Genomic DNA, 26,983 nt, shown 5'->3' with positions numbered 1-26,983 from the left:
GTACGGAAATGCACATCAAAGCCCTCGTCCTCGACAACTTCAAGAGCTTCGGACGCAAGACTCGAATCCCCTTCTACGAGGACTTCACCGTCATCACGGGGCCGAACGGCTCCGGTAAGTCGAACATCATCGACGCCGTCCTGTTCGCCCTGGGGCTCGCCCGGACGCGGGGCATTCGCGCGGAGAAACTCACCGATCTCATCTACAACCCCGGGTACGACGACGGTGAGCGTCCCGCGAGCACACGCGAGGCCGAGGTCGAGGTCATCCTCGACAACGCCGATCGCACGCTGGAGCGTTCCCAGGTGGCCACGGCCGCCGGTTCGGACGACGTCGGCGACTGCGACGAGATACGCATTCGCCGCCGGGTCAAACAGACCGAGGACAACTACTACTCCTACTACTACCTGAACGGTCGCTCGGTCAACCTCACGGACATCAAGGACCTGCTCGCTCAGGCCGGCGTCACGCCGGAGGGGTACAACGTCGTCATGCAGGGCGACGTCACCGAGATCATCAACACGACGCCCCACAGTCGTCGCGAGATCATCGACGAGATCGCCGGCGTCGCGGAGTTCGACGCGAAGAAGGAAGACGCGTTCGAGGAACTCGAGGTCGTCGAAGAGCGGATCGACGAAGCCCAACTGCGCATCGAGGAGAAACAGACCCGGCTCGACCAGTTAGAAGACGAGCGCCAGACGGCGCTTCGCTATCGCCGGCTCCGTCGAGAGAAGGCCGAGTACGAGGGGTATCTCAAGGCTAGCGAACTCGAGGACAAGCGCGAAGAACGCGACGACGTCGACGCTCGCGTGGACGATCTCGAGGACGAACTCGAATCGCTACAGCGAACCCTAGACGAGAAGCAGGGAACCGTCGTTCGCCTCCAGGAAGATCTCGAGGACTTAAACGACGAGATCGAGCAGAAAGGCGAGGACGAGCAGCTGAAGATCAAAGGCGAGATCGAGGAGGTCAAAGGCGAGATCGCTCGGCTCGAAGACAAGATCGAGACCGCCGAGGAGCGTATCGAGGCAGCCGAAGCCGATCGACGCGACGCGTTCGTCCAGATTGACCGCAAACAGGAGCGCGTCGACGATCTCGCCGACGAGATGCGCGAATGCAAACTGGAGAAGGCCTCGGTCACCTCGGAGATCCAGGAGCGCGAAGCCGAGATCGAGTCGCTGGAGACGGAACTCGAGAACGTCGACACCGAGTACGACGAGGTGAAAGCCGAACTCGCCGAGTGCAAAGACGCGGTCGAGGAGGCAAAGACCGAGAAGAACGACCTCCAGCGCGAACAGGACCGATTGCTCGACGAGGCCCGGCGCCGATCGAACCAGATCGCCGAACTCGAATCCTCGATCGAGGAGACAGAGGAACTGCTCCCGGAACTCGAAGACGAACGATCGGAACTCGAACGCGAACTCGACAAGGCCGAGACCAACCGCGAGAACATCGACTCGGTCGTCACCGACCTCAAACGCGAACGCTTCTCGCTGCAGGACGACGTCGACGAACTCGAGGACGAACTCCAGGCCAAACAGCAGGAGTACGCCGAACTCGAGGCAAAAGCCGGCGAGAGCGGGGACTCCTCGTTCGGTCGTGCGGTGACGACGATTCTCAATACCGGGTTCGACGGCGTCCACGGCGCGGTCGCCCAGCTCGGGAGCGTCGACGGTGCGTACGCCACGGCGTGTGAAACCGCGGCGGGTGGGCGACTCGCGAACGTCGTCGTCGACGACGACGGCGTCGGCCAGCGCTGTATCGATCACCTCAAATCGAAGAACGCCGGGCGGGCCACCTTCCTCCCGATGACGGAGATGTACTCCCGGAGTCTTCCCTCCGCGCCGTCGGATCCGGGTGTCGTCGACTTCGCGTACAACCTCGTCGACTTCGACGACCAGTACGACGGGATCTTCTCGTACGTCCTCGGGGATACCCTCGTCGTCGAGGACATCGAGACGGCCCGGTCGTACATGGGCGACTACCGGATGGTGACGCTGGACGGTGACCTCGTCGAGAAGAGCGGCGCGATGACCGGTGGGTCGCGCAAGGGGTCGCGCTACTCGTTCTCGACGGACGGCCGCGGCAAACTCGAACGCGTCGCGACCCAGATCACCGAGTTGCAAGACCAGCGTGACGACCTGCGTGACGAACTCCGCGACGTCGAATCCCGACTCGACGACGCCCGCGATCGCCAGACCGATGCAGCCGACGAGGTTCGTTCGATCGAAAACGAGATCGAGAAGCTAGACGAACAGCGCGATCGACTCGAGGCGGAGATCGAATCCGACGAGGCCGAACTGGCAGACCTCGAAGCCGAACGCGAGGAGGTCGACGAGGAGATGACGGACATCTCCACACAGATCGAGGCCAAACAGGACGAGATCGACGAGATCGAGGGGACGATCGCCGATCTCGAGGCGGAACTGGCCGACTCGAAGATCCCCGAACTCACGGGCCAGATCGAAGACTTAGAAGCCGAGATCGACGAGCGAACCGAGCGGATCGACGAACTCGACTCGAAACTCAACGAACTCGAACTCGAGAAGTCCTACGCCGAGGAGGCGATCGACGACCTCCACGACGAGATCGAAGCAGCCCAGAATCAAAAGGCCGACTACGAGGAACGGATCGAGACCTTCGAGGACGAGATCGACTCCCAGGAAGCGGTTCTAGAAGAAAAGCGGGCCGCGGTCGCACAACTCGAAGACGAACTCGCGGAACTCAAAGAGGAACGGACTGGTCTCAGGGACGACCTCGACGAGGCCCGTCAGGAGCGCGACGAGGTCCAGGACGAGGTCAACGACATCGAAGCGGACCTCTCGAACGCTCGGGAGCGCCTCGACGCGCTGGAGTGGGAGATCGACTCTCTCGAAGAGGAAGTCGGCGAGTACGATCCCGAGGAGGTGCCGGACCACGACACCGTCGTGGAGATGGTCGACCTCCTCGAAACGGACATGGAGGCCCTCGAACCGGTCAACATGCTCGCTATCGACGAGTACGCCGAGGTTCGAGACGAGCTCGACGAACTCGAAGCGAACCGCGAGACGCTCGTCGAGGAGGCCGAGGGCATTCGTGAGCGCATCGAACGCTACGAGAGCCTGAAGAAAGAGACATTCATGGAGGCCTACGAGTCCATCAACGAACAATTCACGGAGATCTTCGAGCAGCTCTCGGAGGGAACCGGCTCGCTCCACCTGGAGAACGAGGAGGACCCGTTCGACGGGGGTCTCACCATGAAGGCCCAGCCGGGCGACAAGCCCATCCAGCGGCTCGACGCGATGTCGGGCGGCGAGAAGTCCCTGACTGCACTCGCCTTTATCTTCGCTATCCAGCGGCACAACCCCGCACCGTTCTACGCACTCGACGAGGTCGACGCCTTCCTCGACGCGGTCAACGCCGAACGCGTCGGCCGAATGGTCGATGAGCTGGCGGGCGACGCGCAGTTCGTCGTCGTCTCGCACCGCCAGGCCATGCTCGACCGGTCCGAGCGGGCGATCGGTGTGACGATGCAACAGGACAACGTGAGTGCGGTGACCGGCATCGACCTGAGTGAAGAGGGGGTAGTGGCTGATGACTAGCGAGGGTTCCGAGGAGGCGAAGCCGACGACGGAATCCTCGGGAAAGTCGAGCGGGGAGGAGAGCGAGGGCCGAGCGAAGCGAGGCTCTCGGAATGGCGAACGGGGAGCGAAAGCGACCCGTGAGCGTGAGCGACCCGTGAGCGAGGATGGCGAGGAGCCCAAGGCGACGAACGGAGCCGATGGGACGGACGTGGGAACGGACACCGAGACGGAAACGGACGAAACGGCCGACGACATTCCGCTGTCGATCGCTGGGCACGAGGACCGCGACCCGCCGGACGGCGCGTCGTCGATGTTCGACTTCGGTGACGAGTCGGCAGTTTCGGACGATCCGTTTCCGGCCGAGGTTCCCGAGGCGGCGGACGATGACGACGAGGACGTTCAGCCGGTCGAGTTGCTGGTGCAACTCGCGAAGGACGGCGAGATCGATCCCTGGGACATCGACATCGTCCACGTGACGGATACGTTTCTCGACGCCCTCGACGAGGCGGATCTACGGACCTCCGGTCGGGCACTGTTCTACGCCAGTGTCCTCCTGCGGATGAAGAGTGACGTGCTCTTCAGCCCGGACGAACCCGACGAGGAGGAATTACCGCCCTGGGAAGCGGCGTTCGTCGACGACGAGGGGCCGGTCGACGATGGCGGTGACGTACCCGGGTTTGATCCCGTCGAGCGGCTCGAAGCCGAGATGGACCGGCGGCTCGAACGACAGCACGCCCGCGGGAAGCCCGAGACGCTCGACGAACTCGTTCGCGAACTCCGCGACGCCGAACGCGGGTCCTGGTGGAAGCGCTCCAGAGAGTACGACACCTCGAACTCGCCGTCGGGGTTCAATCGTGGTGTCCAGGAACTCAGCTACCACTCCGAGGACGCCTATCGTGGCGTGGACGAACCGACGGCGGACGACGTCACCCACACGCAACACGACGAAGAGATCGACGCCGTCATCGCCGACGTCGAGGCGGCACTCGCGCCACACTACGAGGGGGGCCGTGAGGAGGTGCTCTTCGCCGAGATAGAGGATGCCGGTGGGTCACGCGTGATGACCTATCTCGCCTTGTTGTTTCTGGCACATCGAGGACAATTCCGGCTCGAACAGGACGAGCTGTTCGGCGACCTCTGGATCCAGCAGGTGGCAGTCGAGGTCGAAGCGAGCGAAGCGGTAGCGGATTGACGGCGGAGTCGTGCTGGGGATAGAAAGCGTCGGCCCGCGAAGATTTTCCTGTCTCAGTCGGTGAGACGCCACTCGTCGCCGCGGACGGTTTCGATGACGTCGCGTCGTTCCATCTCGGAGAGGACCTCCTGCAGTCGATCGGGCTGGGCGATCTCCATCTCGATGCGCTGGATATCGTGCGTGCTCGCGAGGAAGTGACGGATATCTTCGTCGGTGAACGTCTCCTGGTCGGTCGACTCCATGACGCCCGAGATCAGGTCGATCATGTCCTCGATGAAGTTCCACGGGTAGACGATCCAGGCCCACTCCGCTAAGCGCTCGCCGACGTACTCGGGTTCGAACTCGCTGGTTCCGAGCAACTGGAGGGTGGCAGTTCGGACGGTCCCCGCGCCGCGGTCGGTGACGTACTCGTGGGCGTGTTCGATCGACCCGCCGGTGTCGGCGATGTCGTCGATGATCAGAACGTCCTTGTCCTCGACGCTGCCTTCGGGCATCGGGTACCTGACCGTGGGCTCGTCGGCCTTCTCGGCGGCGCCGACGTAGTGTTCCATCTTCAGGCTCGTCAGGTCGTCCAGGCCGAGGAAGTCACAGAGACAGCGGCCGGCGAACCAGCCGCCGCGCGCGAGCGCGACGATCACGTCCGGTTCGAACGTGTCCCGTCTGACCTGCTCGCTCACGTCCCGACAGAGGCTGTAGATATACTCCCAGTTGGTGATCGTACAACTGAAGTCCTCCGGTAGCTCGGACATCGTGTGCTCTGCCGGGAGATGGGCGTACCACCGGTTAAGTCATCCGTTGTCGGTTCGCGTGACCGACGGCACAACTGGCCTACTGATAAACGGCTGCTCCTCGAACGACCCGTATGCTCGACGAACTCGCCTGGCTCGGTCTGGAGGCGAAGTACCTCGACGCGGCGCGATCGTTCTACGAAGAGACGCTTTCCCTGTCGGTCGCAACTGCAACCGAGACGGAGATCCGGTTCGAGGCCGGTCCGTCGGAACTCGTGATTCGACGGCCGATTGGCCTCCCACGTGGCGGCCTGCACACGCACTTCGCCTGTTCGATCCCATCAGCGGAGTACGACGCGTGGTGGGACCGCCTCGAACCGGCGTACGAACTCGCGGAGGTCCAGTTCGGTGACGCCAAATCGCTCTACTGTTACGATCCCGACGGCAACTGCGTCGAACTCGGGCAGCGCGATGTCGATGGGCCGGGTATCGATGGCATCTTCGAGGTGGCACTGGAGGTGGCGTCGATCGATCGGTCGCGATCGTTCTACGAACGGTTCGGTTTCGAGACGGTCGATACTGGGGCCGACCGCCGACGAATCAGGATGGACGGCCCCGTCGCACTGGAGCTCTGGGAACCCCAGCTCGGTATCGCCGACGCCCGGGGCGGCGTCCACGTCGACCTCGGATTTTCCTGTGACGATCCAAGAGCAGTGGTGGGGCTGGTCGAAGAGGATGCGTGCGAGACGACGGCGCGTGGCTCCGACCGGGTAGTCATCGATCCAGACGGCCACGTGCTGACGTTCACCGAGTCGGCTTCCTAACGGCTGACGAACCGGGCGACGCTCGTCGGTTCCTCACAGTCGGCTGTTGTCGACGGAGACGCCGGGCGGTGTAACGACGAGGAACCCGCGGAAGTGGACGAGGTTGCCGCCGGCTTCCGAAACCTCGCGAGCGAATCCGGACGCGAGTTCGTTGACGTCACCGTCGACGTCGAGCAAGAGGACGCTGCCGTCGCTCACGGTTTCGATCCGTTCTTCGTCCGGTGTCGTCCCGTCGAGCACGTCGAGAACCACGTCGGCATCGACGACGTCGGTGTCACCGTCCTCGATGTGTTCTTCCATCGCCCGCAGGTCGAGGTCGAAGTCGCTCATGTACCCGCAGTTTGCGTGTGACGGCAAAAGCGTTCCCCACCCGTGGGCACAGTCGGTGTGATCAGCCGTCGTACACGAGAAGTTGATCGGCCTCGTCCGCGAGCGAGACGGCGTCGGAACCGAAGGATTCGGCGTGGCTGACGACCAGAAGCAGCACGGTTTCTGGTCGGACGAGTGAGTACCCGTCTTCGCGCGAAAGTAATCCGTGGGTCTCGAGTTCGCCAGCGTACTTGCTGATCGTCGGCGGGGAGACGTCCAGTACGGCGGCGAGGTCGTTCGCACCCGCATCCGGCGATCGGAGCAGTTCGAGTATCATGCCACGAGGGGTCTCCCGACGGAGGTACCCCAGTGCGCGTTTCTCGAACTCGTCGAAGCGCCCCGTCTGGACGTATCGGCGGTAGTCCCCGTCGCGGAACTGCTCGATCGATCCGGCGGATTCGAGCGTCCGAAGGTGATGCTGGGTCTCGCCGGTGCCGAGTTTGAGGTCGTCCCGGATCTTCGAAAAGTGTGCGCCCGGTGTCGTCGACAAGTAGCCGGTGATCGCGTCGCGTGGCTCGCTGTCGCCGGTCGCGGTCGCGGCGCTCGCCGACCCGACGAGCGATGCGCTGGCACCAACGGTGGCGAAACGGCGTAACGTGGCCCGTTTGTCTTCGTCGACGCGATCGTCACCGGACATGCGTCTCTACTGTCTCCTCGGTCTCCTCCGTAAAACCGGTTTCGTTCGATTTTCGTTTCGCGAACAGAACGTTCACGGAAATTGACCGGTCCGATTACTGCCCGGAACCGCCGTCGATCTCCTGATCCATCTCCTCGATGACCTCGTCTGGATCCGTAATCGTCGCCGGATCCTTGCCCTCTTTGATCGCCTGGGCCTCTTGCTCCATGGCTTCGACGTCCATGTCGGCTTCCTTGTCGATCTCGCCGATGATCTCGGCGATGTCGTCGAGGCCGATCAGTTCGCGGGTCTCTTCGTCGAATTCGAGGCTCTCCAAGGATTCCTCCCCCTCGGAGACGTCGCTCCCGCTTAGGTGCTTGCCGTAGCGACCGACGAGCGAGGACAGTTCCTGCGGGAGCACGAACGTCGTGGATTCGCCCTGGCCGATCTCCGAGAGCGTCTCCATCCCCTTGTCGATGACCGCGCGTTCGCCCATCGATTCGGCGGACTTGGCCCGAAGGACCGTCGAAATCGAGTCACCCTGTGCCTCCAGGATCTGGCTCTGTTTTTCACCCTGTGCGCGGATGATGTCGCTTTGCTTGTCACCTTCGGCCTTCTCGACGGCGCTGCGGCGTTCACCCTGGGCCTCCAGGATCATGGCACGGCGTTTTCGCTCGGCGGAGGTCTGCTGTTCCATCGCCTGCTGGACGTCCTTCGATGGATTGACCTCGCGGACCTCGACGCTCTCGACGCGGATCCCCCACTCGTCGGTGGGTTCGTCGAGTTCTTCGCGAATGTGGGCGTTGATCTGCTGGCGTTTGTTGAGCGTATCGTCGAGCTCCATGTCGCCGAGCACTGCCCGCAGTGTCGTCTGGGCGAGGTTCGAGACGGCCTTCTTGTAGTTGTCGACCTCGAGGAAGGCCTTCTTCGCGTCCATGACCTTGATGTAGACGACCGCGTCGGCGGTCACGGGCGAGTTGTCCCGGGTAATCGCCTCTTGTCGCGGGACGTCGAGCGTCTGCGTTCGCATGTCGAACGTGTAGGTCTTCGAGACGAACGGCGGGACGATGTTGATGCCCGGCTCCAGGAGTTTGCGGTACTCACCGAAGACGGTCAGCGCGCGCTTTTCGTACGCGTTGACGATCTCGATGGCACTCAGTAGCGACGCGACGACGACGACCAGTGCGAGTGCACCGATGATCAGCAGTGAGGTGGTTGCCATATCGGACTGTACCAGCGGCCGTCTCAAAAGTGTTGCCGTTCGTGAATGTGACTGATCGGAATAATGGGATGTCAGGTTCGGGGAGCACCGCGGCTCACTGGCCCGGATGAACGCAGTCAGTTATCCGGAGCGCTCGGTTTCGACGTCTGTATCCACCGAGTCTGCTGTGTTGTCGGCCCCCACCTCTCCCGTGTCGACTGTCTCCCCATCCGGTTCGGCCTCGCGGCCCCGTTCGAGCGCGCGATCGATCTCGTCTCGTTCCACCGACTCGAGCGGTTCGACGGTGAGGACGTTGCCGCCGCCGGGATCCATGACGATGATCTCGGTTCCCTCCTCGATGTCGCCGGTTCTCGACCGGGCGCTGTAGAAGGGGGCAAACCCACCGCTTTCGAGTTTCACCTCGCCCTGACGTGACGTGACGGTGTCGGTGACGTAGCCGGTCGCCCCCGCGAGACTGCTCGAACTACTCGTCTGGGCCTGTCCCTTGCCGCCGTAGAAGTCGAACTCGCGGTAGATCCACGTCGCCACGACGCCAACCACGAGTGTCAACGCGGCGAGTGCGAAGATACCGAGGCCGCCGAATACGACGCCGATCAACCCGGCGCCAGCGAGCGCGACGCCGATGACGATCAGGTACGCCCCCGGAGACATCGCCTCCAGCACCATCAGTACGAGGCCAGTGGCGAGCAACACGAGCGCAGTGTTCGACGCCAGCGTCTCGAGCATACGAGGTCCTAGGGCGTCACCGTAATTAACTGTTTACGAGGTGATTTTTCGTCGGCGCCTCGCCTAGACGGCGACGCCGGCCAGACGGACGAAGAGCGCGACGGTCGCCAGCGCACCGAGAACGACGAACGCGGCGTTTTCGGCGTCGATCGAACCGGACCGGACAGGCGTCGAGAGCGGTTCGGGAACGCCCGGCTTCGACCGGGCGGCCTCGTCGTCCGAATCCGGGTCTTCGAACTCGCTCGTCGATCCGCCGGGTGTCGTCGGCCGCAACTCGTCCCGGGCATTCGCGGATTCTTCTTCCGGCTCCTCGGTTCCTGGGGCGTCTGGTTCGTCTGCTTCGTCGACGGCTCCTGAGTCCGTCCGTCGCTCGGTCATTGCTCCGTATACGGGAGCCGGCTTCAAAAGTGCGCGGGCGGCTTATCGCTCCGTACCGTCGGTGCCCACGTCGCCGTCGTAGACGACGCCGCGATCGCCGTCGATGGTGACGACCCGGCCAGCCTCGACGGTGGTACAGTCCGCGTCGCTGAGCATCGGGATCCCCAGTTCGCGGGCGACGAGTGCGGCGTATCCGGTCATCCCGGGCCGAGTGTCGACGATCCCAGCCAGTTTGGAGACATCGCCGGTAAACTCGTCGATGCCGTCGATCGCGACGATGGCGCCGTCCGGAACGTCGGTCAGGTCGCCTTCGGGTGCGTGGGCGATCGGCCCGGATGCGCGCCCTTCGACGACGACGCGGCCGGTCTCGATCGTGTCGGCGGCGACGTGTACCTTCAGCATGTTCGTCGTGTTCGCCCCTTCCAGTTCGGTCATCATGCCACAGAGGACGACGACGGTGTCGCCGGATTCGGCGACCCCGGCGTCGAGCGCTGACTGGACGGCCCGCTCGATGACGGCGTCGACGCCCCGATTGGAAACCGGTGCGTATACCGGTGTGACGCCCCAGCTGAGCGCGAGCTCACGCCGGACGTCCTCGTGCGGGGTCGAGGCGACGATGGGGATCGCGGGGCGATACTTGGCCGCTTTCCGGGCGGTGTAGCCCGACTCGGTCGCGGCCACGATGGCGTCTGCGCCGACGTCGCGGGCCAGATACCGGGCCGCCCTCGCGAGCGCGTCGGTCCGCGTCGAGCCGGATTTCGGCACGCGTCCCTCGAGGACGGTGTCGTACTCGCCGGAACGCTCGACCTCGCGGACGATCCGGTCCATCGTCTCGACGACGCGCACCGGGTGGTCGCCGACGGCCGTCTCCGCCGAGAGCATGACGGCGTCGGTCCCGTCGAGGACGGCGTTCGCCACGTCCGAGGCCTCCGCGCGCGTGGGTCGTCGCGAGTGGACCATCGAGTCGAGCATCTCGGTGGCCGTGATCACCGGCACGCCACCCTCGTGTCCGCGGCGGATGATCCGCTTCTGAATCATCGGGACGTCTTCCATGGGGAGCTCGACGCCCAGATCCCCGCGGGCGACCATGATCCCCGACGATGCGTCGACCAGCTCGTCCAGATTGTCCACCGCGTCGGCGCGCTCGATCTTCGAGACGATCGGCACGTCGGCGTCCAGTCCCTCGAGGACCTCGTTGACTGCGTAGACGTCGTCGGCGTCGCGAACGAAACTCGCGGCCACGAAGTCGACGTCGTACTCGGCGGCCAGTTCGAGTTCGGCGCGGTCGCCGGCCGTGATCGTCTCGAGGTCGAGGTCGATGCCCGGAACGTTCACGCCCTTTCGACTCCCGAGTTCGCCGCCACTCTCGACTCGCGTCTCGACGCCCTCGCCTGCGACGTCGATCACGTCGAGCTCGATCAACCCGTCGTCGAGCAGGATCCGGTCGCCGGCCGAGACGCCATCGAGCGGTTCCGAAACCCCGATCCGATCCGTCGTTGCGGCGGTTCCTTCCGCAAGCTGAACCGTCTGTCCCGTCTCGAGGGTGATCGTCTCGCCCTCGTCGAGCGGCGCCGTCCGGATCTCCGGTCCCTGCAGATCGAGCATGATCGCGATCGGGCGGTCGCGTTCCTCGTCGACTGCCCGGAGTCGCTCGATCAGTGCGGCCCGATCCTCGGTGTCGCCGTGGCTGGCGTTCAGCCGAGCGACGGACATCCCCGCCTCGGCGAGCCGATGGATCGTCTCGCGGTCGCTCGAGGCCGGGCCGAGCGTACAGACGATTTTGGCATTTCTCATGTGCCCCGCTACGCGTGAGTCAGGGAAAAATCTGCGCAGTTACAACGGGTGTGATCGAGATGGCCGTTCAAATCTGCTTGGTGTGGCGTGACGCGTGCCGATCGCCAGGCTCTCGCCGTCTATGGCGAGGCCACAGTCACTTGATCTTCTCGCCTAGCGCGGCGTCGCCGTGCGTGGTGAGCAGGTCCGCTTCCTCGCCCGCGGCCAGGATCATGCCGTTGGATTCGACGCCGAAGAGTTCGGCGGGTTCCATGTTCGCCAGCAGGATACACTGCGTGCCGGGGAGTTCGTCGAGATCGTGGAGTTGTTTGATCCCGGCGACGACCTGACGCGTCTCGAAGCCGATATCGACTTCGAGCCGGGCGAGATCGTCTGCGCCGTCGATACCTTCGGCTGTCTCGATCTGGCCGACGCGGATGTCCACGTCCTGGAAGTCTTCGAAGCCGATGCGATCCTCCGCCAGTGGTTCGAGATCGTCTGTGTCGGTCATGTTCGTGGATTGTTCGCTGGCAGTGTCGTCGCTTTCGATTTCGCCGTCTGCTGGCGCTCCGTCACCGCCTTCCGTCTCGTCGTCGCTCGCCGCTTCCTCGATCCGCGTTTCGAGTTTCTCGTTCAGTTCGGCGACGCGATCGTCTTCGATTTTGGCGAAGAGTTCGCCGGGTTTGTCGAACGAGTCTCGCGGGGCCGCCAGTGCGTCCTCGACGTGTGCGTCCGCGATCTCGCCGTCTTCACCGATCTGCTCCCAGAGCGCCTGGGCCTTGCCGGGGGCGATCGGGGAGAGCAGGACGGCGGTGGCCTTCGCGAGCTGGACGCAGTCGCGGATGACCTGTGCCGCCCGGTCGGGTTCCTCGTCGGTGAGCTTCCAGGGTTCGTTGCGCTGGATGTACTCGTTGCCGAACTGGGCGAGTCGCGTCGTGGCGTTGCCGACGTCGCGCAACGAGTAGTCGTTCACCCCGCCGGTGAACGCGTCGATCGCGTCCTCGATGCGCGCCTCGACCTCGTCGGAGACGGCCGTATCGGGCGTTCCGTCGTAATTCCGGTAGGCGAAGAGCAGGCTGCGGTACCAGAAGTTACCGACGGTGCCGACGAGCTCGCCGTTTACCTTCTCCTGGAAGGCGTCCCAGGAGAAGTCGACGTCCTGCTGGAAGCCGCCGGTCGTCGTCAGGTAGTACCGCAGGAGGTCCGGGTGGAACCCTTCGTCGAGGTACTCCCTGGCCCAGATGGCCCGGTTGCGACTCGTCGAGAGCCCCTTGCCGTTGATGGTGATGAAGCCTGTCGCGGCGACCGCCCGTGGCGCGGTGTAGTCGGCGGCCTCTAGCATCGCCGGCCAGAAGATCGTGTGGTGCTGGATGATGTCCCGGCCGATCACGTGGACGATCTCGCCTTCTTCCGTCCAGACCTGTTCCCAGTCGTATTCGTCGGCGCCGACACGCTCGGTGTACTGTTTGGTACTCGAGATGTACTCGATCGGCGCGTCGACCCAGACGTAGAGGACGACGTCCTCGGCGGCGCCGTCGTCCCCGGGGTAGTCGATCCCCCAGTCCATATCGCGGGTGAGACACCAGTCCTGGAGTCCCTCTTCGATCCACTGCCGTGGCTGGTTCCGGGCGTTCGACGTGCCTTCGAGGCCGTCCAGAAACTCCGTCAGGTAGTCGGCGAACTCGGAGACGCGGAAGAACTTGTGCGTCCGTTCTCGGTACTCCGCCGGGTTGCCGGTCCGCACGCTCCGTGGGTCCTCGATCTCGCCGGGCTCTAGGTGGCGCTGACAGCCCTCGTCGCACTCGTCGCCGCGGGCCTTCGCGCCGCAGTACGGACAGGTCCCCTCGACGTACCGGTCGGGCAGGTAGTCGTCGGCTTTCGGGTCGTAAGCGACGAGGATCTCGTCCTCGTAGACGTAGCCTTCCTCGTCTAACGTCCGGACGATCTCCTGGGTCAGTTCGGTGTTCGTCTCGTCGTGCGTGTGCCCGTAGTTGTCGAAATCGACGTCGAACTTCGGGAACGTTTCCTGATACTGTTCGTGCCAGCGCAGTGCGAACTCCTCGGGGTCGATTCCCTCCTGCTCGGCGTTGACGGCGACGGGCGTGCCGTGCATGTCAGAACCCGAGACGTACGCCGTTTCCTGGCCGAGCGTTTCGAGCGCGCGGGCGAACGCGTCCGCGCCGATGTAGCCGCGGAGGTGCCCGATGTGGAGATCTCCGTTCGCGTACGGGAGCCCGCAGGTCACCACCGCCGGTCGGTCCGTCGGAAAGTCTTCGGTACTCATTGTATTTTCTTAGCGTGTCGTTGTCGCGGCGGGCGTAAAACCCGCCGGTTTTCGGTCGTGCGTCGCGCTACTCGTCCACTGGTAGGGGAGAAATCGGGTTTCCCCGCCGCGGGTGCGTGCCGTATGACCGGCGCCGCGACGATCCACCCGGTCGCTATCGTCGCGGACGCATCGTCGCGATCACCGTGCGTCCAGCGCCCATGCTGGCCTCATGTTACCTACCCTCGTACAAAATGCTTCTGAACGGGGTCGTCCGATTACTGCGCTCCTCGTCGAATTCCTCTCTCCCGGTCGCGAACTCCCACCTCGTCGGGGGCTCTCTCCGGCTCGCCGATCAATCGTCGGTCGCCGTCGTCGTCGGTGCGCACTCGTCGATCGCGGCGAGGTCGTCGACGAACGATTCGAGCATCGAACGGCTCACGTGGGGCATACAGACGACCCGAAGCTCGCCCGTCCCGGTCCGGGAAATCCGCCAGCCGGCTTCCCTGAGCGCTTCGAACGTGGGCGTCGGCACGTCCGCCGCGACCAGCGGGAGCGTCGGCTCGACCACGTCGTAGCCGAGTTCGGCGAGCTGCGTCGCCAGCCAGTCGGCATTGGCCTGTGAGCGGTCGGCCTGTGCGGCGTAGCCCTCCGGCCACAGTTCTTCCATCGCGGCGACGGCGCTCGCCACGCCGGCACCGGAGCGCGTCCCCGTCAGCGTCGCCTGCGAGGTCGTCTCCAGGTAGGGCGTGTCGACGGCGAGTTCGTCGAGCAACGCCTCGTCCCGGACGAGCAAGCCACCGGCGGGGATCGCGGCCTGCCCCATCTTGTGCGGGTCGATGGCCATCGTGTCGACCGGGATATCGGCGAAGGTCCACTCGATGTCGGTAAACGGGAGGACGAATCCGCCCCAGGCGGCGTCGACGTGGAACAGCGCGCCGACGTCGTGAGCCATCTCTCCGAGCGATCCGAGCGGATCGACTCGGCCGTACTCGGTACTTCCAGCGACGCCGACGACGAGTGCCGTCGCTTCGTCGACGCGTTCGCGAACCGCGTCCAGACGCACCCGGTGGTCGTCGTCCGTCGGAACGACCGTGAGGTCGACGTCGAGAACGTCCGCGGCCTTCCTGAAACTGAAGTGGCCCGATTCGGGCATGATGACGGACGGTGACTCGATGTCGTTCCTGCGTGCTCGCTCGCGTGCGATTCGAACCGCCTGGATGTTTGCCTCCGTACCACCGCTGGAGACGTACCCAGCTGGGTCGTCCAGGGCGGCGATGTCGCCAAGCATCGAGATCGCCCGATCCTCCAACTCGGCGACGGTCGGATACGTCCCCGGATCGCCGGGGTTCGTCGCGAGAAACCGTTCGGCGGCCGCCCGGGCGACCGGATGCGGCTCCGTACACATCGAGGAGAGAACCCGGTCGAACCCTTGTGGCTCGGCCTGCATGCGTCAGAGCAGGAGAGTGACGGCTTTATCTGTTGTGTTCTCGGGCAGGCCATGACTGACTGGCCATGACGGGCGAACGCGCTACGTTGTCCCAATTGAACATAGGAAACATCGATTACATAGGTTACGTCGGAAACGCTTACGACAGTCGCTCCCGTACAGCCATCATGGTCATCGATATCGATACGTTCGAAGAAACTCCGGAGCAGGAATTGGGTGATCTGAGCAATCCGGAAAAAGTCCTCGAGTTTCTCCTCTCGAACGACGACAAAGCGTTCAAGGCCGCCGAAATTGCAGACGAAACTGGCATCCCGCAGAACTCGATCGCGACCGTCCTCGGCCGTCTCGAAGACCGAGGGCTCGTTCGCCACAAGGCGGCGTACTGGGCGATCGGAGAACCGGAGCGCATCGCGTCGTTCGGTCAATACCACCGCGTCACCGAGCGTTTGAACGCGCGATTCGGGACAGAGGATCGAGAGGCCTGGCGAGAACATGCAGCCAGGACACAATCGACCGACGAAGACGAATGACGCGGGAACGAACTGACGTCGTGTACGGTGCGGACCCGTTCAAAGGTGATCAGTATTCGAGACGTGGTGTATTCTGAACGACGAGCAGTATCCGTTCCACGGCGACCAGTATCTCGTCGTGCCATTGACGACGAAGGATTGGTACGACAGGCTCGTCCCGATTCCCGAACGCGCGTGGATCAACGGTGGGACACCAGAACCGAGTAATCTCGTCCCGTGGACCGTCCACACGCTCGATGAGGCCGATATCGAGTTCTGGCAGGGAACGCTCGAAGCGTCACTCGTCGACCAGGTAACGTCGACGCTCACGTCGTATCTCGCCGGTCGGTCGGACTGAGAGCAACGATCCGACGAGCGCGGAAATAGTACGAACTCGAGCGCTTTTTCACCGAACCGAATCGAGCAGCAGCTTTTGCTCGACGCGCTTGACCTCGTGCTGGACGTCGCGAACGGCGTCGATGTTCGCCGAGATGGAGCTGATGCCCTCGTTGACGAGGAAGCGGACCATCTCGGGTTTCGAGCCGGCCTGCCCGCAGATGGAGGTGTCGACGCCGTGTTCGCGACAGCGCTCGATGACGTCGCCGATCAGTCTGAGGACCGCTGGGTGGAGCTCGTCGAAGCGGTCGGCGACGTGCTCGTTGTTCCGGTCGACGGCGAGGGTGTACTGGGTGAGGTCGTTCGTCCCGAAGGAGGCGAAGTCGATGCCCGCGTCGGCCATCTCCTCGACGCCGAGCGCCGAGGCCGGCGTCTCGATCATCACGCCCCAGGTTCGTTTCTCGGGATCGATCCCAGCTTCTTCCATGAGTCGTTTCGATCGGTAGACGTCCTCGGCGTCGTTGACCAGCGGCAGCATGATCTCGACGTTGTCGTAGCCGAGGTCGTAGAGCCGCCGGAACGCCTCTAATTCGTGGGCGAAGACGTCGGGCCGGTCGAGACTCCGGCGAATCCCGCGGTAGCCGAGCATCGGATTGTGCTCGCTCGGCTCGTCCTCGCCGCCCTCGAGCTGGCGGAACTCGTCGGTCGGCGCGTCGAGAGTGCGGACGCGGACCGGCCGCGGGTAGAACTCGTCCGCGACGCCGCGGATGCCCTGGACGAGTTCGTCGACGTAGGCGTCGACGCCCTCCTCGGCGATGAATTTCGCCGGCGTTCGATTCAGCGAGAGGATCATGTGCTCGGTGCGCAGGAGGCCGACGCCGTCGGCCCCAGTCGCGGCGGCGCGCTCGGCTGCCTCCGGGATGGAGACGTTGACCTTGACTTCCGTGGCCGTCATCGGTTTGACCGGCGACTGCGGCCGGACGTCTTCGACCGGCTCGGTTTCTTCGTCCGTTTCGACGGTCTTTCCGGCGAGTACCTGGCCTTTGTCACCGTCTAAGGTGATCTGCTGGTCGTCTTCGAGGACGGTCGTCGCATTCGTCGTCCCGACGATCGCCGGGACGCCGAGTTCGCGCGAGACGATCGCGGCGTGACTCGTCATGCCGCCTTCGTCGGTGACGATGCCAGCGGCCCGCTTCATCGCGGGGACCATGTCTGGCGTGGTCATCTCGGTGACGATGATATCGCCCTGGCGGACCTTGTCGAGATCGTCGAGTTTCGTCACGAGTCGGGCCGGGCCGGCGACGCGGCCGGGGCTCGACCCGAGCCCGTCGACGAGCAGTTCGCCTTCGGGAGCGACGGATTCGCCCGCGAGTTCGCCACCGGCGGACTCCACCCCGCCGCTGCCGTCGGTGACACTCGTGACGCCCTCGGATCCGGCGGCGTCGGTGATATCGTCCGGCCCCGAGATCGTGGTGATCGGTCGGGACTGGAGCATGTAGTCCTCCCCGTCGGCCATCGCCCACTCGACGTCCTGTGGAGTGTCGTAGTGGGATTCGACCCGTTCGCCGAGTTCGACGAGCCGTTCGACATCGGCGTCCGACAGGACGCGCTTTTCGCGCTCGTCGGGATCGACGTCGACTTCGACGGTTTCGCCCGTCTCGGGGTCTTTGACGTGTTTGACCTTCTTGTCGGCGATCGTCACGTCGATCTCGCCGTCAGCGCGATCGACGACGTAGTTATCCGGGGAGACCGCACCCGAAACGACGGCTTCGCCCAGGCCCCAGGCTGCCTCGACGATCATGGTCGGATCGCCGGTCGAGGGGTGGCTGGTGAACATGACGCCGGACTTCTCGGCGTCGACCATCTGCTGGACGACCACGGCGATGTTGACCGCCGAGTGATCGAAGCCCTGTTCCTGGCGATAGTAGATCGCCCGCTGGGTAAATAGCGAGGCCCAGCACCGGCGGACGCGGTCGAGCAAATCGTCCTCGGTGACGTTCAGGAACGTCTCCTGTTGACCGGCGAACGAGGCGTCGGGCAGGTCCTCCGCGGTGGCCGACGAGCGGACGGCGACGAACGCCTCCTCGTCGGCCGTCCCGACGTCGTGGTAGGCGGCGAGTATTTCTTCGCGCAACTCCTCGGGGAACGGCGTCTCCTCGATGAGTTCCTGTGCGTGGTCGGCAGCGTCGGCGAGGGCGGCCGAATCCTCGACGTCGACCTCGACGGCATCGAACAACTCCTCGTCGATGCCGGCGTTCTCGATGAACTCCCGGTAGGTGCCAGCGGTGACGACGAAGCCAGGCGGGACCGGCAGCCCTGCTCCCGTAAGCTCGCCCAGGGACGCGCCTTTGCCCCCGACGGACTCCAGGTCGTCGGCGCCGATCTCGTCCAGCCAGAGTACAGCCATCTGTGTCTGTGTGCTTGACGGACTGGATAAAGAAGCTTCCGAAGCCATCACCCCGGTGAGTCATTCACGCGCCTGAGTCTCCCGAATAGCGCAATATTTGCGCCAGTGGCATGTGAATTATTGTGCGGATACCGAGTCGTACCGAGGTGGTCGTTTGCCTTCTTTCGTCCACGTTGAGCGGCCCACCTCATGATGTGGTCGTCTCCACATTCTCACTCGGATGAACGCGACCGCCCTCGTCAGCTGTGAAGTAACCACCACCGTCTTCCTACTATCGCCCGAGATCTTCGTGCGCGCTTGCGAGGTGTCGCGAGGAGAGGGCGGCGAGCAGGGAGAGTTCGCCTGCCAGCGCGCCGACGGCGATGACCTCGGCCAGCGCATTCGCGTTCTCACCGGCGGGGTCCCCGCCGCCGCGCAGGTCGAGGACGTCGAGCGCTTCGGCCTGGGTCGGCAGTTTCGTGCCGCCGCCGACGGTCCCGACCTGGAGGGAGGCCAGCGAGATGCTGGCATAGAGGTCTTCGGAACCGTCTTCGTCACGCTCACGGGTCTCCATCGTCGTGATCGCGTTCGAGCCCTCGACCACGTGAGCCTCGTCCTGGCCCGTCGCGAGGAAGGCCGCGGCGACGACGTTCGCCGCGTGTGCGTTGAACCCGAGACTGCCAGCCTTCGCGCTGCCGATCAGGTTCTTTCGGGTGTTGGCTTCGACGATCCCCTCGGCTGTGGTTCCCAGCCGATCCTCGACGAGTTCGCCGGGGATGACGACGTCTGCTGTGACCGATCGGCCGCGTCCTTCCACCGCGTTGATCGCTGCGGGCTTTTTGTCCGAACAGAGGTTGCCCGAGACTGCGACGAGCGAGGCTGGCGTCTCGGCCTCCACGACGTCGCAGGCTTCGCGGGTCGCGATCGTGACCATGTTCATCCCCATCGCGTCTTTCGTGTCGTAGGCGAAGCGGAGGTAGACGGAGTCGCCGACGACGTAGGATTCGACGCCGAGCAGTTCGCCGTGGCTGGTCGTCGACTCGGCCGCCTCGCGGAGGTCGGCTTCGTGCGACTCGACCCACTCGACGGTCTCGGCCGCTTCGGCGACGCCGTCGACCCGGAAAACCGGCGCGCGCGTCATTCCGTTCTTCGTCACGCGGGCGGTCGAGCCACCCGCGTCGTCGATGACGGAGAGGCCACGGTTGACGGAGGCGACCAGCGCGCCCTCGGTCGTCGCGAGCGGCAGGTAGTACGCTCCACTGGCTGCCCCACCGTCGACGGCGACTGGGCCGGCGACGCCCATGGGAATCTGGGCGGCACCGATCATGTTCTCGATGGCCGTGTCGGCTGCCTCGGCGGCCGGGAACGAGTAGTCGCCGATCGTCTCGAGGGTCGTTTCGGTTTCGGCCTCCAGCAATCGGCGACGGGCCTCGGCTGCGGTGTCTGAGTCCGCGTGGTCGTCCAGTTCGTACAGTCGAAGCTCGCCGTCGCGGACGCGGTCAGCCAGAGTCTCGGCGTCGCTCATGTCTGGGTCGAGACGGGGCCCGGTCCTAACAGTTGCTGATTCCGTTCGATCCCGCGCTCCGAGCGACGCCACGGATCACCTTCGGCGATCGTGAGGCGGAGACGTCCGCCGTTGCGATTCGCCGGAGTCGCAATCGTTTTGGGACTGCCACGCACCGGTCAGGGCATGACCGAGGCTGCGGATCTCGTCTTGCTCGACGGGGAGGTACACACCCTGGCGGGGGCGACCGACGGTACTGGAACTGTCACGATAGCCGACGACGGGGAGTCCGAGGACGTTCAGGAGGCGATCGCAGTTCGAGACGGCGAGATCGTCCGCGTCGGACGCACCGTCGAGATCGAACACCTGCAGGGGGTGGAGACGACCGTGATCGATTGTGCGGGACGAACGGTCGTGCCGGGATTTATCGACGCACACACGCACATGGAAACCCAGGGCCTGTACCTGGTCCACGCGGATCTCTCCGACGCCGCGAGTCTCGACGACGCGCTCGCGGAACTCGACCGTCAGGCCGAGACCGGCCGTGAGTGGATCCTCGGATTCGGCTACGACGAGAGCGAGTGGCCGGAATCGCGCTACCCGACACGGGAGGATCTGGACGCGATCAGCGATGAACGGCCCGTCGTCGCGATGCGCGTCGACATGCACACCGCGTCGCTCAACTCCGTCGCGCTCGACCGTTTACTCCCTGACCTCCCGGCCGACGACGTCCGGACGGCGGACGGTGAGCCGACCGGTGTGGTCGTCGAGGACGCCGCAACCCAGGTCTGGGGTGGCTCGGAAGATTCGAACGCGGAGACGCGTGAACTCGTGACGGCGGCGATCGACCACGCCACCTCGCTCGGGGTCACCGGCGTCCACGAGAAAGTTCGCCACTCCCGCGCGCCGCGAATCTACCGCGAACTGGATCGCGACGGCGACCTCGACTGTCGGGTCCGGCTCGATTACTGGAGCGATCATCTGGAGACAGCGATCGACGTCGGCCTCGCGACGAACGCGGGGAGTGACTTCGTCCGAACCGGCGGGATCAAGTCCTTCACCGACGGGAGTATCGGCGCCCGAACGGCGAAGCTCTTCGACCCGTACGAGGACGTCGACGGCACGGGATCCGGCGCCACTGACGAGGGCCCTGACGACGGCCGCGGCCAGTGGGTCGTCGAGCCCGACGAACTCCGCGAGGTCGCTGACCGGGCCGTGGACTACGACTTCCAGCTGACCGTCCACGCGATCGGCGACGAGGCGATCGGGGCGGCGATCGATGTCCTCGCCGACACGGGGACCGCACCGACCGCTCGTCACCGCATCGAACACGTCGAACTCGCGACCGACGAACAACTCGCCTCGATGGCCGACGCGGGTATCGTCGCGTCGATGCAACCGAACTTCCACCAGTGGGCCCAGCCCGGTGGGCTGTACGACCAGCGTCTCGGCGAGGCGCGACGAAAGCGGTCAAACCGGTTGCGCGACGTCCTCGAGGCGGGTGCCCCGCTCGCGTTCGGCTCCGACAGCATGCCGCTCGACCCGCTGTTCGGGATCCACCACGCCGTCAACGCGCCGACGCCGTCCCAGCGGCTCTCGGTCTCCGAGGCCATTCGCGCGTACACTATCGGTGCCGCGTACGCCGGATTCGACGAGGATCGGCTCGGTACGATCGAGGTGGGAAAACGAGCCGACCTCGCCGTCCTCGAGGAATCGCCCTGGGAGGAGCCCGACCGGATCGACGAGATCGACGTCGTGGCGACGCTCGTCGACGGCACACTCGTCTTCGACGATTGCTGAATCTGGTCCTCTGCTCGGCTCGCCACCGGCGATCGCACGGACTGGAACGAATCCTTCGCCTTTAACTGCGCGCCGAAACGACTTCGATCCGATGATGGATCGGACCTCGGGGCACATTGGCCTCAGTCTGTTGCTCGCCGGCTTCGGTCTCTATCTTCCGCTCAGCTACAGCTACTCGCTCTGGATCGCTCCGACCGGGAAAGCGGGGGCCGCCGGTCGCCTGTGGCTGGGTGCGTTCGTCGCCCTCGTCGTGCTCGCTTCCGTGCTCGGGATCGTTTCGGGTCTGCTCGTGTGGACACGCTTGCGGCGGGGGCGCACGCTCGGGTACCTGTTCGTTTTCACCTGGGTCCTTCTCGAAGCGCTCGCGCTTTGGGGGTGGATCGAGGGCCCGCTGATCGCACCCGTCGTCGTCCGTGACCCGATGGCTCCCGCGGTTCGCCTCTGGGTGGCGCTCTCGATCGGCCTCTTCATCTGGGGGTGGGCTGACGAGTACGTTGCCAGTCCCTCCGGGACGGACGCGGCGTAGCCGCCGCTTCGCGTCGGCCCGATTTCCGGTGACCCACGACGGTTCCGACTCCGGCACCGTTATTGTCCGCAGGGGTGATCCGATTCGTATGGACCACGCGCTCGTTATCGGCGGCACGCGCTTTATCGGCCGCCATCTGGTCGAGGAGTTGCTCGAACACGAGTACGAAGTGACGCTGTTCAACCGCGGAAACCACGAGAACCCGTTCGCCGACACCGACGGCGTCGACCACGTGCAGGGTGACCGGACCGACGACGGCGACCTCGTCGAGGCCGCTGCGGTCGAGCCGGACGCCGTCTTCGATTGCGTCGCGTACTTCCCGCGGGACGTTCGCCAGGCGACGACAGTGTTCGACGACGTCGATGCCTACGTCTACATCTCGAGCGGCGCTGCCTACGGCCGGGAGGACCTCCCGAAGCGAGAGGGGTTCACGCCGCTCTGTGAGTGCACCGACGAGCAGGCCACTGCCGACGAGTCGGAGACCTACGGACCGCGAAAGGCCGAGGGTGATCGCGTCGTCTTCGAGGCGGCCGCCGACGGCGTCAACGCGATGAGCGTTCGCCCGCCGATCGTCTACGGGCCCCACGACTACACCGAACGCCTCGACTACTGGATCGACCGCATTCACCGCTTCGACCGCGTGGTCCTCCCCGGCGACGGGACCAACCTCTGGCACCGCGTCTACGTCGAAGACGTCGCGAGCGGGATGCGGATCGTCGCCGAGGAGGGCGAACCCGGCGAAGCGTACAACGTCGGCGATCAGCGCGCAGTCACCTTACGTGGCATGCTCGAACTGATCGACGAGTCGCTGGCCGCCGTCGACCCCGACCACGAAGCGGGGGTCGAACTCGTCACCGCGGGCGCCCGGGAACTTGCCGCGGCCGACCTCGCCCTCGAGGACTTCGTCCTCTACCGAGACCCGCCCCACATGCTCACTACGGGGAAGGTCGCCCAACTCGGCTGGGAATCGACACCGCTGTCCGAGGCGATGGAGCGAACGGTCGACGACCACCTCGCGTCGGACCGTACCGGCCGGGAGAACGGACCCGATCGGGCCGACGAAGAACGTGTGCTCGGCGTTCTCGATACGCTGGCGGGGTAAGCCGACACCCGTCCGCGCCCGTCAGTGTCGCCGGACGATCCCTCTTGCCTGATCCTCTAGCACCCACAGTAACACGATAGCCGTGAGCGGGACTATCCACCAGTATACGTAGATCGTATCCAGTCGAATCGTCAAAAGGGGTTCAACTCCCGAATCGAGGGCGCTTTGGATGTCTCTCCAGCTCGTATACGTCGCACCGACGTAGAACGTCACGGCCGCTATCATCGGGATGTATTGCCGGTGGGCGACGGCAACGTGAACCATCACGTAACCGATCGTGAACAGTCCGATCGCGACGTATGCACTTTCTGCGACGGTGCCGTGGGAGAGCGGGGTGAGTAGATCGGTGACTGGCTGTCGGCGGATGGCATGATAGAGGTAGAGAACGGCCGCAGCGTAGCACACGCCGCCGATCGCAGGCAAGTGTTCGACCTCCGGAACCGTGCCCACTGGACGAACCATGCCTTTATAGTAAGTACAATGGTATTATTTTTACTGGTTTCACTGTCCCTTCCCGGTGCTGCGTCTGTCCGGTGCACCGTACCCGCTCGTCCGGTGAGAACGCCTTTAGTCCGTCCTGCGCGTGTACCGACTATGTGCACGTTCATCCTCGCATGGCAGGTGTTCGCGGAGGCCCCCGTCGTCGCGGCTGCCACGCGCGACGAAGCGCTCGATCGCCCAGCCGACCCGCCGGGCCGGTACCGTGAGGGTCCGGTCGTCGTCGCGCCGCGCGACGCCGAGGCCGGTGGCACCTGGATCGGCGTCAACGAACACGGCGTGCTCGTCGCCCTCACGAACCGCTGGACCGACGCCGAATTAGCGGGTGAGCGATCACGCGGAAAGCTGGTCGCGGATGCACTCGCGAGCGAGTCGGCGACGGCGGCCGGCCACCTCGTCGAGAAATCCGTCGCCGACGCCGAGTACGATGGATTCTACCTGGCGATCGCGGACGCCGAGACGGCGACGATACACGCCTGGGACGGGACGCTCGATCGAGTCGATCTCGACCCTGGTGTGCACGTGTTGGTCAACGTCGGACGGTCGGTCGATCCCCAGATCCCGTCGGCCCGTGAGGAACTGGGGCGGGAACAGGCCGAGAGCGCCGTCGCCGTCCGGACCGCACTCGCGTCAGTCACAGACGAGACTGCCGAAGCGTGGCTCGATCGTGCCAGCGGCGTGGTGGCCGATCACGATTACGGCGTCTGCAAACACGGAGGCTCCTACGGCACGCGTTCGGCCTCGCTCGTCTCGATCGGTCGGTCCCTCACGTACGAATACGCCGATGGCCCGCCCTGTGAGACGCCGTTCGAGTCGATCGACGTCGAAAGCCACATTTAAGCGGATTGGAACCCGTTGTTGGGGTATGGAGACAGGGTTCCGGGTACGACGTTACTGCGCCGAGGTGGTATCGTGAGTCTCGCCGAAGTCGAAGCCGACCTGTCGGAGGACGAACGGGCCGGCCTCGAACTCGTCCGCCAATCCGGCGGCATCCACCAGAGCGACTTCTGGAAAGAACTCGGCGTCTCCTCGCGCAAGGGGAGTCGGATCGTCGAGAGCCTCGTCGAGAAGGAACTCGTCGACCGCGAAGATGCGGTCTACGATGGGCACAACACCTACTACATCGCGCCGACCGCGCGCGACCTCGACTTCCGCCTGCTGATGGCCGGGGATATGCTCTCGCCGTTCATCGGCGAGGAGGAAGTCGACGCCAACAGCGACGCCTTCTCGCAGTGGATCATGAACCTCGCGTACGAGGACTGAAGCGCCGAGTGCAGGGCCGGTGACGATTGCTTTCGATGGCCACCCGACAGTTCCTGTTCGCACTCGACTGGGAACTGGTCGGGACAGCGTGATTTCTCCCCGTCGGTAGTGATGACACTCGGAGATGGGGGCTGGGCAATTCAGTAGCGTGAACGGGACGAAAACAGTTTGGGGCCCTCAGACTCGGGACAACTGTCGTTCGATGAGGACGTACGGGTCGCGTTCGCGGTTGTAGTAGGGGACGTCGCCGGCGATCGCTTCGACGATCCGCCGATGAACTTCCCGTGCCGCGCGAGATTCGTCGGGGGTGAGGTTGTGGCGGCCGCGAATGTCGTCCCAGAAGCCGTCGTCGAGCCAGTAGGCGCTTTCGTCGTTCGACTGGTGAACGGCCCGCTCGACGGTGATCGGCTCTGTGCCGGCGAGTTCTCGCCCGACGAGCTGCGCCCGGGCGAGGACGGCCACGAGCTGTCGCCGAGAGACGGGTGCGTGCAGGGCGACATCGTCGATCGTCGCGCCGAAGTACTCCTCGACGAGGTCGCAGGCTCGGGAGAACTCGTCGAACGCAACGTCGGTGGTAGCGTCGTGAATCATCGGCGACTGGTTCGTCTTGGTGACAGTGTACATGGACGGCCGATAAAAACTTATCCCTCGACTGTCCCGGTCGGGTGATTATCTCGTCTCGACGCTCTTATTCGAGCGCGCTGGCGGCCGAGATGATGGTTCGCTCGCCGAACGCGGGGCCGACCAACTGGAGGCCAACGGGAAGGCCGTCCGTCTCTCCGGCGGGCACGGAGATGGCCGGCAGGTCGGCCAGGTTGACCGGTACCGTGTTTGCGTCGGCGAGGTAGAGCGCGAGCGGGTCGTCGAGGCTCTCGCCGAGTTCGAACGGCGGGACCGGCATCGTCGGCGAGGCGAGGACGTCGACCTCGGCTAACACGCGATCGAAGTCCTGCTTGATCCAGTCGCGTGCCTGTTGGGCTTTCGCGTAGTACTTGTCGTGGTAGCCGGCCGAGAGCGCGTACGTGCCCAGCAGTATTCGTCGCTTTACCTCTTCGCCGAAGCCTTCCGATCGCGTCTGGGCGAACGATTCGTTCCAGTTGCCGTCGGCGTCGCTCTTGTGGCCGTATCTGACGCCGTCGTATCGAGCGAGGTTCGACGAGGCTTCGGACATGGCGATCACGTAGTAGGCCTCGACGGCCTGTTCGACCGAGGGGAGGTCGACTTCGGTCGTCGTCGCCCCCTGTGCTTCGAGGGATTCGATGGCGCTCTCGAACGCCTCCCGGACTCCCTTGTCGGCGCCCTCGACGAGCTGCGTCGGGACGCCGATCGTCATCCCGTCGACCGATCCGTCAGCCGCGTCGGCGTAGGAACCCTCACCCGGATCCGCTCGCGTGGTCGCGTCGCGGTCGTCGGGACCGGCGATCACGTCGAGCAGCGACGCCGCCTCGGAGACCGTCGGTGCCAGCGGCCCGATCTGTTCCAAGCTGTTCGCGTATGCGATCAACCCGTAGCGAGAGACGAGGCCGTAAGTGGGTTTGATGCCGACGACGCCGCAGAACGCCGCCGGACACCGGATCGATCCGCCCGTGTCGCTCCCGAGTGCGAGATCGGCGTCACCGGCCGCGACGGCGGCCGCGGAGCCACCGGAGGAGCCGCCGGGGACGTGTCCTGGTGCGGCCGGGTTGTCGGTCGGCCCGACGAACGAAGTCTCCGTCGTCGTTCCCATCCCGAACTCGTCCATGTTGGCCTTTCCGACGATCGTCGCCCCCGCCTCGTGGACGCGTTCGACTACTGTCGCGTCGTACGGTGGCACGTAGTCTTCGAGCATGGCCGACCCGCAGGTCGTTCTGACGCCCTCGGTGGAGATGTTGTCCTTGATGGCGATCGTCTTTCCTGCGAGCACCCCGTCTTCGGCGCCGTCGAGTTCGGTTTCGGTGATGAATGCGTCGGACATG

General features: G+C 64.7%; 24 protein-coding genes. 10 read left to right on the top strand and 14 right to left on the bottom strand.

Annotation, left to right across the window (positions count from 1 at the left end; translation table 11 throughout):
* The first annotated feature begins 8 nt into the window (after nucleotides 1–8).
* The gene (gene smc / locus C479_RS03015; protein WP_007697625.1) at nucleotides 9–3,581 is read left to right on the top strand and encodes a chromosome segregation protein SMC; all 3,573 of its coding nucleotides are present in this window, start codon (nucleotides 9–11) and stop codon (nucleotides 3,579–3,581) included.
* Nucleotides 3,574–4,755, top strand: a complete 1,182-nt coding sequence (locus C479_RS03010; protein WP_007697624.1) for a segregation and condensation protein A — start codon at nucleotides 3,574–3,576, stop codon at nucleotides 4,753–4,755. The genes smc and C479_RS03010 overlap by 8 nt, the downstream gene beginning before the upstream one ends.
* 53 nt (nucleotides 4,756–4,808) lie before the next feature.
* On the opposite strand, the gene C479_RS03005 is transcribed toward C479_RS03010, so the two are convergent.
* The gene (locus tag C479_RS03005; protein WP_007697623.1) at nucleotides 4,809–5,504 is read right to left on the bottom strand and encodes a phosphoribosyltransferase; all 696 of its coding nucleotides are present in this window, start codon (nucleotides 5,502–5,504) and stop codon (nucleotides 4,809–4,811) included.
* A 113-nt stretch (nucleotides 5,505–5,617) separates the two neighbouring features.
* On the opposite strand from C479_RS03005, the gene C479_RS03000 reads away from it, so the two are divergent.
* Nucleotides 5,618–6,307, top strand: coding sequence for a VOC family protein (locus C479_RS03000; RefSeq protein WP_007697622.1), 690 nt, complete (start codon nucleotides 5,618–5,620; stop codon nucleotides 6,305–6,307).
* Nucleotides 6,308–6,340: 33 nt separating this feature from the next.
* On the opposite strand, the gene C479_RS02995 is transcribed toward C479_RS03000, so the two are convergent.
* The 8 genes from C479_RS02995 to mfnA all read right to left on the bottom strand — a co-directional run bounded on the left by C479_RS02995 (nucleotide 6,341) and on the right by mfnA (nucleotide 15,104).
* Nucleotides 6,341–6,637 (bottom strand): DUF5779 family protein, encoded by a 297-nt coding sequence (locus C479_RS02995; protein ID WP_007697621.1) that lies wholly within the window; start codon nucleotides 6,635–6,637, stop codon nucleotides 6,341–6,343.
* Between the two features lie 61 nt (nucleotides 6,638–6,698).
* Nucleotides 6,699–7,313, bottom strand: coding sequence for a winged helix-turn-helix transcriptional regulator (locus C479_RS02990; protein WP_007697620.1), 615 nt, complete (start codon nucleotides 7,311–7,313; stop codon nucleotides 6,699–6,701).
* A 94-nt stretch (nucleotides 7,314–7,407) separates the two neighbouring features.
* Nucleotides 7,408–8,514, bottom strand: a complete 1,107-nt coding sequence (locus C479_RS02985; protein ID WP_007697618.1) for an SPFH domain-containing protein — start codon at nucleotides 8,512–8,514, stop codon at nucleotides 7,408–7,410.
* Between the two features lie 120 nt (nucleotides 8,515–8,634).
* The gene (locus C479_RS02980; RefSeq protein ID WP_007697615.1) at nucleotides 8,635–9,240 is read right to left on the bottom strand and encodes an NfeD family protein; all 606 of its coding nucleotides are present in this window, start codon (nucleotides 9,238–9,240) and stop codon (nucleotides 8,635–8,637) included.
* Between the two features lie 63 nt (nucleotides 9,241–9,303).
* Complete coding sequence (locus C479_RS02975) at nucleotides 9,304–9,618, bottom strand: DUF7312 domain-containing protein (RefSeq protein WP_007697613.1); 315 nt, start codon at nucleotides 9,616–9,618, stop codon at nucleotides 9,304–9,306.
* Nucleotides 9,619–9,660: 42 nt separating this feature from the next.
* Nucleotides 9,661–11,412 carry a pyruvate kinase gene (gene pyk / locus C479_RS02970; protein ID WP_007697611.1) on the bottom strand — a complete coding sequence of 584 codons (1,752 nt, stop codon included), beginning with the start codon at nucleotides 11,410–11,412 and terminating at the stop codon, nucleotides 9,661–9,663.
* A 136-nt stretch (nucleotides 11,413–11,548) separates the two neighbouring features.
* Nucleotides 11,549–13,675 (bottom strand): methionine--tRNA ligase, encoded by a 2,127-nt coding sequence (gene metG / locus C479_RS02965; RefSeq protein ID WP_007697609.1) that lies wholly within the window; start codon nucleotides 13,673–13,675, stop codon nucleotides 11,549–11,551.
* 334 nt (nucleotides 13,676–14,009) lie between these two features.
* Entirely contained in the window at nucleotides 14,010–15,104 is a 1,095-nt protein-coding gene (gene mfnA / locus C479_RS02960) for a tyrosine decarboxylase MfnA (RefSeq protein WP_049907023.1), read from the bottom strand.
* Between the two features lie 167 nt (nucleotides 15,105–15,271).
* Here mfnA and C479_RS02955 point away from each other — a divergent pair, with 167 nt between their 5' ends.
* Together C479_RS02955 and C479_RS16725 are read left to right on the top strand one after the other, a co-directional pair.
* Nucleotides 15,272–15,634, top strand: a complete 363-nt coding sequence (locus C479_RS02955) for a MarR family transcriptional regulator (protein WP_007697603.1) — start codon at nucleotides 15,272–15,274, stop codon at nucleotides 15,632–15,634.
* Nucleotides 15,635–15,758: 124 nt separating this feature from the next.
* A complete protein-coding gene (locus tag C479_RS16725) occupies nucleotides 15,759–15,971 on the top strand; it encodes a hypothetical protein (protein WP_007697600.1) in 213 nt (70 codons plus the stop codon).
* 48 nt (nucleotides 15,972–16,019) lie between these two features.
* Here the strand turns inward: C479_RS16725 and ppsA are convergent, their stop codons facing one another.
* Nucleotides 16,020–18,356: a phosphoenolpyruvate synthase gene (gene ppsA / locus C479_RS02945; RefSeq protein ID WP_007697596.1), complete on the bottom strand. Its 2,337-nt coding sequence runs from the start codon at nucleotides 18,354–18,356 to the stop codon at nucleotides 16,020–16,022.
* Nucleotides 18,357–18,627: 271 nt separating this feature from the next.
* Nucleotides 18,628–19,860: a hydroxymethylglutaryl-CoA reductase (NADPH) gene (hmgA, locus tag C479_RS02940; RefSeq protein WP_007697593.1), complete on the bottom strand. Its 1,233-nt coding sequence runs from the start codon at nucleotides 19,858–19,860 to the stop codon at nucleotides 18,628–18,630.
* A gap of 165 nt (nucleotides 19,861–20,025) precedes the next feature.
* Here hmgA and C479_RS02935 point away from each other — a divergent pair, with 165 nt between their 5' ends.
* The 3 genes from C479_RS02935 to C479_RS02925 all read left to right on the top strand — a co-directional run bounded on the left by C479_RS02935 (nucleotide 20,026) and on the right by C479_RS02925 (nucleotide 23,267).
* Entirely contained in the window at nucleotides 20,026–21,639 is a 1,614-nt protein-coding gene (locus C479_RS02935) for an amidohydrolase (RefSeq protein WP_007697590.1), read from the top strand.
* Nucleotides 21,640–21,730: 91 nt separating this feature from the next.
* Nucleotides 21,731–22,165, top strand: coding sequence for a hypothetical protein (locus C479_RS02930; protein WP_152415783.1), 435 nt, complete (start codon nucleotides 21,731–21,733; stop codon nucleotides 22,163–22,165).
* An 88-nt stretch (nucleotides 22,166–22,253) separates the two neighbouring features.
* On the top strand, nucleotides 22,254–23,267 hold the full coding sequence (locus tag C479_RS02925; RefSeq protein ID WP_007697583.1) for an NAD-dependent epimerase/dehydratase family protein: 1,014 nt from the start codon (nucleotides 22,254–22,256) through the stop codon (nucleotides 23,265–23,267).
* A gap of 21 nt (nucleotides 23,268–23,288) precedes the next feature.
* Here the strand turns inward: C479_RS02925 and C479_RS02920 are convergent, their stop codons facing one another.
* Entirely contained in the window at nucleotides 23,289–23,729 is a 441-nt protein-coding gene (locus tag C479_RS02920) for a hypothetical protein (protein WP_049907022.1), read from the bottom strand.
* Between the two features lie 132 nt (nucleotides 23,730–23,861).
* Between C479_RS02920 and C479_RS02915 the strand changes: the two genes are divergently transcribed.
* Both C479_RS02915 and C479_RS02910 read left to right on the top strand, forming a co-directional pair.
* Nucleotides 23,862–24,605, top strand: a complete 744-nt coding sequence (locus C479_RS02915) for an NRDE family protein (RefSeq protein WP_007697577.1) — start codon at nucleotides 23,862–23,864, stop codon at nucleotides 24,603–24,605.
* 72 nt (nucleotides 24,606–24,677) lie between these two features.
* Nucleotides 24,678–25,028, top strand: a complete 351-nt coding sequence (locus C479_RS02910; RefSeq protein WP_007697575.1) for a helix-turn-helix transcriptional regulator — start codon at nucleotides 24,678–24,680, stop codon at nucleotides 25,026–25,028.
* A 177-nt stretch (nucleotides 25,029–25,205) separates the two neighbouring features.
* Here C479_RS02910 and C479_RS02905 read toward each other — a convergent pair whose 3' ends face one another.
* Nucleotides 25,206–25,652, bottom strand: a complete 447-nt coding sequence (locus C479_RS02905; protein WP_007697571.1) for a hypothetical protein — start codon at nucleotides 25,650–25,652, stop codon at nucleotides 25,206–25,208.
* A gap of 64 nt (nucleotides 25,653–25,716) precedes the next feature.
* Nucleotides 25,717–26,982, bottom strand: a complete 1,266-nt coding sequence (gene gatA / locus C479_RS02900; protein ID WP_007697569.1) for an Asp-tRNA(Asn)/Glu-tRNA(Gln) amidotransferase subunit GatA — start codon at nucleotides 26,980–26,982, stop codon at nucleotides 25,717–25,719.
* Between the last annotated feature and the right edge of the window lies 1 nt (nucleotide 26,983).

It is taken from the genome of Halovivax asiaticus JCM 14624, assembly GCF_000337515.1.
Classification (GTDB): Archaea; Halobacteriota; Halobacteria; order Halobacteriales; family Natrialbaceae; genus Halovivax; species Halovivax asiaticus.
The sequence above is the reverse complement of the archived record's forward strand: the minus strand, read 5'-3'. Positions and strand labels throughout refer to the sequence as shown.